The sequence below is a fragment of the Chitinophaga sp. W2I13 genome, from assembly GCF_050434005.1.
In the GTDB taxonomy this organism is placed as follows: Bacteria; Bacteroidota; Bacteroidia; order Chitinophagales; family Chitinophagaceae; genus Chitinophaga.
Genome location: NZ_JBNPWD010000001.1, coordinates 7,514,782 through 7,526,892, shown reverse-complemented (window position 1 = coordinate 7,526,892; position 12,111 = coordinate 7,514,782). Strand labels below are relative to the sequence as shown.

Genomic DNA, 12,111 nt, shown 5'->3' with positions numbered 1-12,111 from the left:
TAACCTTTAAAACGGAATGTTATGCCACTAAAAGACAAAACGATCGGCGGACATGGCGAAACCAGTCCGGATCTGGGAAATGACTACAGCCGCGATATTACCCGCGAAGTAACATCGGATGATACACTGAAAAATGTGATACCCGATAAGGAAAAGAAAAAAGAAGAAAAAAAACAGGAAGAAGAAAAGCATACAAAAGACACGGATAACGTATCAGAGTAGTTACAAGTAAATAACTGTATAAAAGCCGGCAACAGGAACTCCCTGTTGCCGGCTTTTATAGCCACAAAATTATTTCCCCACCGGTAAAATTGATTTCTTTACATCAACTACATAAGTATCGGTCCACCGGTCGTGCCACGGATGACACCAGCCGCCAAACGCACTGAAAGCATTAAACGGAACTGCACGGCTCAACCCCCTCAGGAAAGCGGTTTTCGCTGATATTTCACTCCCATCTTCATTTACTGCACGGGTGCCCGTGATAAGTTTGCCGAGCGACTTTCCCTTAAATACAGCTTCTACCACACCCATATAGATGCCATACGCCACCATGGCCAGCAACCTGTCGAGATAGTCCATCCCGGGCGAATCCGCAAAGTCCAGCAGATCCGGATAGGCAATCGTAATAGGTATTATTACCACTATCAGGACAATATAAAAGCTGACCAGGTCTATGATGTAATTCGCCAGACGCCGGCCATGACCGGCCATTTCAAGCGTGGCCTCATCCGTAAAGATGGATTCTTGTGTTTGTAATTCCATAGGTTAAAAGGATTTTAAAGTAAATTATAAAATAATCAGGTGGTTTTTATTTTTCCCCGGAAAAAAAGTCACTTTATCTAAATCATTGTCCCGTTCATTTTCAGGCAGCTACTTATCAAAGAAATAACTTTGCAGGAAATTACAACCTACTTAAGCAATGCGGAAACAAATGATAACGGTACTGCTAATGCTGATCTGGCTTTGCCAGCTATCAGGCCGTTATGTGGTGATGCTCGGGTTTTATGTAAACCGGGAGTACATCGCGAAAAATTTGTGTATTAACCGCGATCAACCGCAACTGCATTGTAACGGTAAATGCCACCTGGCGAAACAACTCCGTGAGGAAGACCGGAAAGAACACGAAAGCCCCTGGAGTAAAACAGATAACAGGAGCGAAATATTTTATGCCTGTCTTCCTGATAATAATATTTTAAAACCGGCATTCACTGCTGTAAATACCAATTACCCGGTATGTGATCATACAGGTGCTCCTGTTGACCGGCCCTCGTCCGTTTTCCGCCCGCCCATCGCCCCGGTTTCGCATATGCTTTAAAGGTCTGCAGTCCATGCAGACAGGGCCTTCTATTGCCCGGATCATTCATTTATTATTTCTTTACAATACCATTTAACATGTACCGTATCAGGCAAATTATACTCACCATCCTGGTGATCAGCAGCGGCATCACCGCCTGCAAAAAAGACGACACCACCCCGGCAGCTAATGAAACCACGAAAGCCACGCTATCCATTCAGTTTGATAATATCGCGGGCGATAAAAACCTCCAGCTGAATACCGGCACGTATATGAATGCGGCAGGAGAATCTTTTAAAGTAGATCGCCTGAAGTATTTTATCACCAATATCAAAGTGAGGAATGCCGGCGGACAGGAATACACCGTCCCCAAAGACAGCAGCTATTTCCTGGTATCAGAATCAGACCCCGCCTCGCAGTTTGTAAAAGTGCGTGTACCGGAAGGTGAATATACTTCCCTCAGCTTCATCCTGGGTGTGGACAGCCTCAGCAGCGTAATGGACGTAAGCAAACGCACCGGCGTACTGGATCCCGCCGGTGGGATGGACGATGGTATGTATTGGGGCTGGAATATGGGCTACATCTTCTTTAAAATGGAAGGCACCTCAGACGCCGCTCCAACAGACCCCAGCGGGCAACACAAATTCCGTTATCATATCGGTGGCTTCGGCGGATACAGCGCGCCTACCTTAAACAATAACAGGACCATTACCATCAACCTCACCGCCGGCGGCACCGCAAAAGTCAGGCAGGGTAGGGAAGCAAATATCCACCTGATGGCAGATGTACTGAAAATGTTTAACGGCGCTACCACCGTCAGCATCTTATCCAATCCCACCGTGATGTTTGGCGACTTCAGCGCAAAAATAGCGGACAACTACAGCCACATGTTCCACCACGATCATACGGAAAATTAAAACTAACGGTCATGGCTAAACTTAGTTGGCGTACCCTGCTGGTACTCCTTTTATCTGCATGCGGTAAAAATGATGAATTAAAAGATCCCGCCAATACATTTACCGGCTTTCAGCAGCCCGCGGGATTCCCCGCGCCGGTGTATAAGCTGGTCAGTAATCCCATTACCAAAGAAGGATTTGAACTGGGCCGCAAACTGTTCTATGAGCCGAGGCTTTCCCGCAACAATACCATTTCATGCGGAACCTGCCACATACAAACCGCCGCCTTCACCCATCACGGGCATGATGTAAGTCATGGTATCGACGACCGGCTCGGCAGCCGCAATTCACCACCCATCATGAACCTGGCATGGAATACCACCTTCATGTGGGACGGCGGCGTTTTCGACCTCGACCTGCAACCGGTAGCACCCATCACCAACTTCGTGGAAATGGATGAAACAATGGGCAACGTGCTGGATAAACTACGTCAAACAACGCCCTACCCGGCACTGTTTAAAAAAGTATTCGGCACAGAAGAAATAACTACCGCGCGGATGATGAAAGCACTGTCGCAATTCATGGTAATGGTGGTCAGCGATCAATCGAAATACGATAGTGTAGCCCGTAAGCAGGCCACGTTTACACCGGCAGAACAGCAGGGCTACGCCGTGTTTCAGCAAAAATGTAACAGCTGCCACCAGGAACCGCTGTTTACGGATCATTCCTTCCGGAACAATGGCATCGGCACAGGGCCCAACAACGATGAAGGCCGGTACCCGATCACACTGAACCCGGCGGACAGGTATAAGTTTAAAGTGCCCAGTCTGCGTAACCTCGCGTACACCGCTCCTTATATGCACGATGGCCGCTTTTATACACTCCAGGGCGTGTTAAATCATTATGCAGCAGAAGTGGAGGACGGCCCAACGCTCGATCCGCTGCTGAAAATAAACGCGAAACCCGGTATTTCACTCAGCGCAGCAGAACAGCAATCACTGCTGGTATTCCTCAACACGCTGAACGACCGGAATTTTGTTAAAGACAAACGGTTCTCAGAAGAATCGCAATAAAATGATACGACAGATGAAAAAAATACTATTGCTGCTGATGATGATCACTACCGGTTGCTACGAAGCAAGGGCCTGTGATATCTGCGGCTGCGGGGTAGGAAGCTACTACATAGGCCTGCTGCCGGATTTTAAAAAGAAGTTTATCGGTCTCCGCTACCAGTACAAAACACTGCGTTCCCACCTGGGCCCCGGTGGCAGCACTTCCTATCTTACTACCAACGAAACTTACCAGACCGCGGAACTCTGGGGCGGATGGAATATCGGCAAACGTTTCCGGGTGCTGGGGTTTATACCGGTCAACTTCAACAGCCGCGAAAACCAGGGCGTCACTATGCATAAATCCGGCATTGGCGATATAGCGGTGGTGGGCTATTACCAGTTGCTGGATAAACAGCATACTACCGGTGGCGGCAAATTGCTGGTGCAGTCGTTATGGATAGGAGGGGGCATTAAAGTACCTACGGGGAAATATGAGCCAACCGAACATAAGGAAAATGAAGATACACCCAATAACTTCCAGCTGGGCACCGCCAGCACCGACTTTACTTTAAATGCCATGTACGATGTGCGGTTAATGGACTTCGGGGTAAATACCAACGTGAGTTACAAAATCAATAGCTATAATAAATACGATTACCAGTATGGGAATAAATTCACTGCAAACATATTGACCTATTATAAAATAAGGGCAGCGGAGAAAGTTACGCTGGCGCCCAATGCAGGGATACTGTATGAAACCGCCGAAAAAGATACGGAAGGAAAAAAGTATGCCGTGGATATTTCGGGCGGACATTCACTGCTGGCCACATTGGGCCTGGAAGCCACCATGGGCGTTGTTTCCATAGGTGGAAATTTCCAACCCGTTATTTCACAGCAACTGGCTGATACCCGGATTAAAGCAGGCAACCGCGTAATGGTGCATGTTACTTATTTATTTTGATGATGCCCACGCAATGGTGAACAGGTGCAGGCCATTTTCAAAACGGTAGCTTTCCTGCCAGCCATGCAGGTGGCAGATCTGGCGCACAATTGCCAGCCCTAAACCCGTGCCGGTGGTATTGGGGGAGGAAGTGCCAAACCGCCGGAAAAGCATTTTCTCCTCCAACGGCATGGCGCCGGTATTGGATATCTCGAGCAGGCCCTCTTTCAGGGTAATGATCACAGTATCTTTGAAGTTACTGTGCCGCACCGCATTCATGATCAGGTTGGTGAGCAGTATTTCCACCAGCACTTTATTACCGGATATTATAACGTCCGGTGCAATATGCGTGACCAACTGCAACTGCTTGTCGTCCACGAAATCTTCCAGCAATGAAAGATGATTTTCCAGCAGCATAGATAAGTGGATGGTGGCTTTCCCGGAAAACTGGCTGTTCTCTATTTTCGCCAGCAGTAACAGGTTTTTATTGATGCGTGTTACCTTCGACAACGATTGATGCGCTTCATCGATGAGGGCCGATTGCTCGTTTGTAACAGGTTTGCTTTGGTGCAGCAGGTCCAGTTTGAACTTCACAATGGATAAAGGCGTTTGCAACTCATGCGATGCATTTTGCGTAAACTCCTTTTGTTGTTTATACACCGCAATATTGCCGGCAATTAATTTCTCCAGGTGATGGTTCAGTGTTTCAAATTCTTCAATCCCGTTTTTTTCAAATTGAATAGCATGTTGTTGATGAAGGTCAAACGACTGGATCTTTTGTAAGCTGTTGTAAAAAGGCCGCCACAGCTTTTCAGATATTTTCCGGTTAATAAAAATAAGACCGCCCAGCAGGATGAGGAAGAAAATAAACGTTACACCCCCAATAGCAATAATGGTTTCATAGGATTCCTCCATATTGGATTCCTGCGTAAGCCGGAATACTTTACCATGAATGGTGAAGTAGGTCACCAATCCCTGGAACCTGTCCCAGCCCTTTGCGGGTATATATTTATTTTTACGGTAGATGTTATACGTGGAATCCGGCCGTAATGCGGCAACAGGTTGTAACTGTGTTTCCGGCTGCAATTTATTCCAGAGGGCCACACTTTCAGCGAGTTCTTTATCAGTAAGGGAAAGCGCCTGCAGGTTTTGCCGCGTGGTGGCGCTTACAATGCGGTTATGTTCTTTTAGTTCATGTTCCCAGATGAAATCTATAATGGCGTAGTAGGCAGGAATACTGCATGCCAGCACCATCCCGGCATAGAGCACAAATGCCCTCATCGATTTATTAAGCAACTTATTCATAGCCTTGCAGGATGCTTTAAGGCTGCTAAGATAAACTATACTTCCCACCTGTAACCGGTGCCATAAATAGTTTTAAGATAATGACCGCACCCGGCCTCCGTTAGTTTCTTTTTCAGATTTTTGATGTGGGCGTAAATGAAATTGTGGTCGTCAAGCATACCGGCAATATCGCCTGAAAGATGCTCTGCCAGCGCATTTTTAGAGATGACCTTATTTTTATTGCTGATAAAATAGAGTAGGAGGTCAAACTCTTTTTTTGTGAGGATCACCGGCACATTATTAATGAGCACTGTTTTAGCCAGCAGGTTAATGGTAAGTTCATTTTGCCGGATAATATTATTGTTATTGAATTTTCTTCTCCTGATGATGGAAAAAATCCTGGCCGATAGCTCCGGCAAATGAAACGGTTTGGCCAGGTAATCATCTGCCCCGGTTTTTAATCCCTGTATTTTATCTTCATAGGAGTCCTTCGCAGAAATGATGATAATGCCCTCGTCTTTCTCCCGCTTTTTTATTTCTTCCAGCAGCCTGATACCATCGCCGCCGGGTAACATCAAGTCCAGCAGGATACATTCATAGTCAAACATCTCTATTTTTGCCAATGCCTGCTGATAGGTACCTGCATATTCACATACGTAATTTTCACCTGATAAATAAGAGATAATGCTTTGTGCCAGCTGTATCTCGTCTTCTATAATCAGTAATTTCATGGCACTAAATTAAACTTCAATTCTGAATTAATTCTGAATTTACCCGTTGGCGGTATGGGACTAGCGCCATATAGTCATCCTGGGCGTCTTTCTTAATATGTTGTATAACAGTTACTTGTGTATTGTTTGGTACTTTGTTTATCTTTTAGGGAGATGGATAACGGCGGTATCACCGCGTTTAGAGGGGTTAATCACGGTGTACAAGGATCATCGAACTTTTCCCGATCCGTCTGAGCTAATCGACAGGATTGATTTTTCTTTGCACAAAATTAATCTCGTTGAAACATTTATACTTTATTCTCGGCCTCATTTTTATCAACCTTACTGTACTGGCACAAACAGGTGTCATTAAAGGAAAAATCAGCTCCGCCGACGGGCAGCCTGCAGCATTTGTAACAATTGGATTAAAAGATACTAAAAAGGGCACCCTGACCGACGAAGCAGGTCTCTTTACATTGAAGAATGTAAAGCCCGGTAATTACACCCTGATCATCTCTTACACCGGCGCTAAAACACTGAATCAATCGGTAACCATTGGCGCAGATGAAGTGACCGCAGTAAATATCGCACTGGAAGCAACCGCCAGCCAGTTGAACGAAGTAGTGGTAGACGGCACTAAAACAAGAACCATTAATAAAAGACCGGTAAGCATCGGAAAATTGCCGGTACCGGTAATGGACCTGCCACAAAGCGTAGCTATCATCGGTCATGAAGTACTGGAAAACCAGCAGGCACAACGCCTCAGCGACGTGGTGAAAAACATCAACGGCGTATACATGGCCTCCATGAGAGCCGGTACCCAGGAAACATTCAACGCCCGCGGATACGGATTTTCCAGCACCAATACCTTCAAGAACGGCGCCCGCGTTAACTCCGGCGCTATGCCAGAAATGAGCTCCCTCGAAAGGGTAGAAGTGCTGAAAGGCAGCGCCGCCATCCTGTATGGCAACGTTTCTCCCGGTGCTGTAATGAACATGGTCACCAAACAACCCAAATTCAATTTCGGTGGTGAAGTAAATCTCCGTGCCGGCAGCTACGGATTACTGAAACCCGCCTTCGATGTATACGGTCCCCTGTCGTCAAAGATAGCCTACCGCGTAAACGGTACCTTCGAAACAGCCGACAGCTACCGCGACCAGGTACACTCTAAACGCTATTATGTAAATCCTTCCCTGTTGTTCAAATTGAGCGACCGCACGGAATTAGTAGTGCAGGCAGATTACCTGAAACACGACTTTACCCCCGATTTCGGTACGGGTTCTATCGGCGATACCGCGTTGATCAAAGTGCCCCGCAATACTTTTTACGGCGCTCCATGGCAATATGCACATACACAACAAACCACCGCATCTGCCAACATCAAACATAAACTGAACGATAACTGGGCAATAACAGGCAATATCGCTTACTCTAAATATTACCGGGACTATTACTCCATCGAAAGGATCCAGGCAAAAGGCGACAGCACCTGGGCACGCCCGCTGGGAAGAAATGGTACCAATGAAGATTACTACGCCGCACAGGTGGATTTAACCGGTAACGTAAGAACCGGCGCCATAGAACATACCGTCCTCGCCGGCGTGGACGCCGACAGGTACCTCACAGGCACCTATGGATACACCGTACCATCTATCAACAAAACTACCGGTATCTACGATATCATCAATGTATACGAACCCAATAAGTTCCCATACCGCACCGATATGCCGGCGGACACGCTGAAAACCGTTCTCAATGCACCGGTAAACAGGTTAGGCGCTTACGTACAGGACCTGATCAGCATCTCTGAAAAAATTAAAGTACTGGCAGGCGTGCGGTTCTCTTACCTGCAAACAGAAGCCCCTGTTACCTATAACTTTAAAGGTGGCAAAACGGCCGGTAAATCTAAATACGATCACGCATTTTCACCCCGCTTCGGCCTGGTGTATAAGCCAATCGCTTCTACCGCGGTATTCGCCAGCTACTCCACTTCATTTACACCCAACAGCGGCCAGGATATCTATGGCGCAAACCTGAAGCCATCCACCATCGAACAATATGAACTGGGTGTGAAAAATGATATCCTGAAAGGACGTTTGTCCGTTAACGTTACTGCATACCGCATCCGTAATAACAATTACGCACAAATGGCGGCGTTCTTAAGCGATGGCACCACCGTGAATAGCAACACCAACATTAAAACACTGATCGGTGAAACCCTCAGCCAGGGCGTGGAACTGGATATCGCAGGACATCCTGTAGCCGGTCTGGATCTGATAGCAGGCTACAGCTATAACAACATGACCATCGAAAAAACAACAGGACTTAACGGCAGCTCCATAGAAGGCGAACGCCTGGTAGGTAACCCCAATCATACCGCCAATGCCAGCGCATTCTATACCTTACAGGAAACAAAACTGAAAGGTCTGAAAGTGGGCGTTGGATATTACTACCTCGGTCAGCGCTATGCAGGCTGGAACAACACCGTCAATCAAACACAAAAATATAACCGCCTGATTTCTGTTCCCGGCTTCTCTACCCTCGACCTGAGCGCCGGATACGCTTTCAAACGCTTTGCAGTAATGGGTAAAGTTTCTAACGTTACCAACACCTACAGCTACTACGTACACGAAAACTACAGCATCAATCCAATACCGCCTACCCAGTTTACGGGCACGGTGTCCTACAAATTCTAACGCGCGAATTTTGTCTTTCTCGCTGATTACGCTGATTATACTGATTAGTTTGATTTTGTTTTTTGGATTTATAAAGGATTAAGGGAGATAGAGGCGGATACTCGCTTTTATCTCCCTTAATTATTAATCTAAAAATCCAAAAAAATCCAAAAGTAAAATCAAACTAATCAGTATAATCAGCGTAATCAGCGAGAAAGACAAAATCCGCGCAAACAATTTCGCGGCTTAGTTGTTCAGTAGGGAACCGTTTTATTCACTCCTCAAGTACAGCATGATGAACAGAGCAATTATCACTTGCATCCTTTTTCTATGCATAAGCCAGTTATTGTTTGCCCAGGACGCCAATTATTGGTCTGGAAACTATGGCCCTGGTGGCTTTTTTACGCCCGGTGCTGTTATTGCCAACAACAAGGATAGCGGCGTTCTTTTTTATAATCCCGCATTGCAGGCGCTCACTAAAAAGAAAACCGCTTCTATTTCAGGCACTGTGTACCAGGTAGAGTCCATCAAAATAAAATATGGCGCCGGTACCGGGAAAAGCCTGCATTCACGTATCACATCCAGCGTGCCCCAGATGTTATCCGGTATTGTTTCGGTAGGCCGCAGGAAACCCGTTTATATCGGCTATGCACTCACACATACTGCGGTGCTGAATTATAATGTATCCCAGCAACAGGATACCAAACTCAATGTTGTAGACGGCGGCGGGAGCCCCGGACTGGAATATTATCTTGGCCAGTACAATTTTCAGAACCTTACCCGGGAAACATCTGCCCTTATCAGCACAGGGTTTAAATTGTCTAACCGCTGGGCAATCGGTTTTATGGCAGAAGGACAATCCCGTTCCCAGCACTACAGTGAAACCGTTTCCGCCCGGGCACTGATTGGCAGCAATACCTCCAGCACCCTGCCACTGGCCAGTAACGAGGGCGCGTACCAGGTGGATTATCATCACATCGGCTTAAAACTAAAGGCCGGTTTAAGCTATGAAGTAACGAAACATCATTTCGGGTTTTTGTTGTCATCGCCCCTTATTCATATACGTGGACGGGGAACTTTACTGAGTAACATGGCTATTGCCAATGTCCGTTTCCTGGACGAAGACCCCATCAACCTGTTGGCGAATACGCGGCAGACTAACCTGAAAATAAACTATAAAACGCCCGCCAGTGCAGCGTTTGGTTATGCATACGACTATCGCAAAGGACAGGTGTATATGGCGGCGGAATACTTCCTGAAAATAAAAGACTATAATATCCTCACCCCGCGGCCTGAAATTTTTCAAAGGCCCGACACCGGGAATAGTAATTCATCCGCCATTGCATTGCTGGAAATGCGCGAGGGAAGAAAAGCTATTTTTAATGTATCCGTTGGCGTTAGTTACCAGCTGAAACCACAATTAACAGGCTATTGCTCCCTCAGAACCGATTTCAACTATGCCAGCAGGGAGAATACCGATGGTTTTTCGCCTAATACGTCTACGTGGAATAACTATTACTGCCAGCTGGGGGTAAACATCAAAAGGAGCCAGTATAATCTCCGCACAGGCATCCTGTTGGGCTACGGCCACACCGGCAGTTACCAGCAACCCATTAACTTCGATGATCCGAAGGAGTCCAACCTGTTAACAGGTACCATTGGCACGGTGCCGGCTACACGCGTTACGGCCGCTTTGATGATTGCCTTTATTCATAACCTGTAATTGCCTTAGATCAACTCTTTCAATATGGCCACACTCTTCGTCAATTCCTCGTTTGAAGAAGAGGCAAAGCCAAGCCGCACGGCATTGACATGATAGTTACGGTATTGATGGGCTTTACCATCCGAAAGGAATAACTCCTTGCCAAGGGCTCTTTTTGCTAATTTTTCCAGGTCGATCGATGGGTCAAATTCCGTCCACACGGTCATGCCGCCCTCGGGAATGGTGAAGCTTACCGCATCGCCCAATTCACGGTGTAACAGGTCGCAGAAAAGGTTGCGCCTCTTTTCATATACCGGCAAGGCCTTTCTAAGGTATCGCTGCAACGTGCCGTCATTTAACAGGCTGGCCATGGCATTGTCTAAAATGTGGTCGCCCTGCCGGTCCAGCAGGATACGGACCTTGGCCAGGTGTTCAATAACGTTTTCTGCAGCCACCAGGTACCCCATACGGAAAGCAGGCGAAAAGCTTTTGCTGAAAGACCCGCAGTAAATAACCATCCCGTTTTCATCGGCGCTCGCAAGCGGCAATAACGGGCGGTGTTTATAGTGAAAGTCAAAATCATAATCATCTTCAAAAATGATGAAACCATATTCATTGGCCAGCCGCAACAGCTCCAGTCGCCGGTCCAGCCGCAGCGATACCGTGGTGGGATAATGATGATGCGGGGTTACATACACCATTCTGACCTTTCTTCTCTTGCAGATCTTTTTAAGTTCGTCTACCACCAGGCCGTTTTCATCCACCGGTACGGTAATATGTTTCGCGCCGGCGTGAACAAAGTTAAGTTCCGCTCTATTCCAACCCGGTACGCCGGAAACAATAACATCGCCTTCTTCAATCAGCGCGTTACATACCAGGTTTACGCCCATTAACGTACCTCTTACCGATAGAACATTTTTGGCCGTCGTCTTTAATCCCCTGGTTTCATTCAGGTAACGGGATAAGGCATCCCTGTAAAAATAGGAGCCGTCCGGGTGACTGTAGCTGCCGAATTTGTGATAAAGACCGCTTCTTGTCAGTTGGTTCCGGTAGGCCCGGTACAGTTCTTTTATCGGCGCTAATGCCGGGTCAGGAAACCCGTCGTCTAAATGAAGCTCCGCACTCACCAGTGAAATTTCTGCATAAGGTTTTGGCGTAACAGAGAATCCTGCCTTTTTTTGAACTGCCGCTGTACCGCCATGCCGCAGGATGTGGGGCGCCGGTTCCGGGATATGCGACGACACAAACGTACCACGTCCTACATAGCTTTCCAGCCAACCCTGCATCTGCAGTTCTTCATAAGCCTTGGATACGGTAATCCTGTTGATATGCAGCAGGGCGGCAACATCCCTTGAACCCGGCAGCTTTTGCCCTGAACGAAGTTTCCCGTTTTTTATCAGCAATAAAAGGGCATCCGCAAACTGAAGATAAACGGCCCTGCCGGAAGAAGGGTCGAAACGCAGGCCATCAAAAAACTGTGCTAAAATTGGACTACCCATTTTATTCTAATTGGACTACAAATGTAATCCAATTTATGGGTAATTTTGATCCGGAA

11 protein-coding genes are annotated in these 12,111 nt (G+C 47.0%); 7 read left to right on the top strand and 4 right to left on the bottom strand.

What is annotated here, in order from left to right:
- Positions 1–21: 21 nt before the first annotated feature.
- On the top strand, positions 22–222 hold the full coding sequence (locus QFZ48_RS30600; protein ID WP_429046948.1) for a hypothetical protein: 201 nt from the start codon (positions 22–24) through the stop codon (positions 220–222).
- Positions 223–291: 69 nt separating this feature from the next.
- Here the strand turns inward: QFZ48_RS30600 and QFZ48_RS30595 are convergent, their stop codons facing one another.
- Positions 292–765, bottom strand: coding sequence for an RDD family protein (locus QFZ48_RS30595; protein ID WP_429046950.1), 474 nt, complete (start codon positions 763–765; stop codon positions 292–294).
- Between the two features lie 157 nt (positions 766–922).
- Here QFZ48_RS30595 and QFZ48_RS30590 point away from each other — a divergent pair, with 157 nt between their 5' ends.
- From QFZ48_RS30590 to QFZ48_RS30575, 4 genes are all read left to right on the top strand, one after another.
- Positions 923–1,318, top strand: coding sequence for a hypothetical protein (locus QFZ48_RS30590; RefSeq protein WP_429065257.1), 396 nt, complete (start codon positions 923–925; stop codon positions 1,316–1,318).
- Between the two features lie 77 nt (positions 1,319–1,395).
- Complete coding sequence (locus QFZ48_RS30585; protein WP_429065256.1) at positions 1,396–2,214, top strand: MbnP family protein; 819 nt, start codon at positions 1,396–1,398, stop codon at positions 2,212–2,214.
- Positions 2,215–2,225: 11 nt separating this feature from the next.
- The gene (locus QFZ48_RS30580; RefSeq protein WP_429065253.1) at positions 2,226–3,266 is read left to right on the top strand and encodes a cytochrome-c peroxidase; all 1,041 of its coding nucleotides are present in this window, start codon (positions 2,226–2,228) and stop codon (positions 3,264–3,266) included.
- Positions 3,267–3,279: 13 nt separating this feature from the next.
- A complete protein-coding gene (locus QFZ48_RS30575; RefSeq protein WP_429065251.1) occupies positions 3,280–4,206 on the top strand; it encodes a transporter in 927 nt (308 codons plus the stop codon).
- Here QFZ48_RS30575 and QFZ48_RS30570 read toward each other — a convergent pair.
- Both QFZ48_RS30570 and QFZ48_RS30565 read right to left on the bottom strand, forming a co-directional pair.
- Positions 4,198–5,490, bottom strand: coding sequence for a sensor histidine kinase (locus QFZ48_RS30570; protein WP_429065249.1), 1,293 nt, complete (start codon positions 5,488–5,490; stop codon positions 4,198–4,200). The genes QFZ48_RS30575 and QFZ48_RS30570 overlap by 9 nt on opposite strands.
- Positions 5,491–5,525: 35 nt before the next feature.
- A complete protein-coding gene (locus QFZ48_RS30565) occupies positions 5,526–6,200 on the bottom strand; it encodes a response regulator transcription factor (protein ID WP_429046959.1) in 675 nt (224 codons plus the stop codon).
- Between the two features lie 278 nt (positions 6,201–6,478).
- Here QFZ48_RS30565 and QFZ48_RS30560 point away from each other — a divergent pair, with 278 nt between their 5' ends.
- Together QFZ48_RS30560 and QFZ48_RS30555 are read left to right on the top strand one after the other, a co-directional pair.
- The gene (locus QFZ48_RS30560) at positions 6,479–8,875 is read left to right on the top strand and encodes a TonB-dependent siderophore receptor (protein ID WP_429046960.1); all 2,397 of its coding nucleotides are present in this window, start codon (positions 6,479–6,481) and stop codon (positions 8,873–8,875) included.
- A 274-nt stretch (positions 8,876–9,149) separates the two neighbouring features.
- Entirely contained in the window at positions 9,150–10,577 is a 1,428-nt protein-coding gene (locus QFZ48_RS30555) for a hypothetical protein (RefSeq protein WP_429065247.1), read from the top strand.
- 5 nt (positions 10,578–10,582) lie between these two features.
- Here QFZ48_RS30555 and QFZ48_RS30550 read toward each other — a convergent pair whose 3' ends face one another.
- Positions 10,583–12,055, bottom strand: a complete 1,473-nt coding sequence (locus QFZ48_RS30550) for a PLP-dependent aminotransferase family protein (RefSeq protein WP_429046962.1) — start codon at positions 12,053–12,055, stop codon at positions 10,583–10,585.
- Positions 12,056–12,111: the final 56 nt, after the last annotated feature.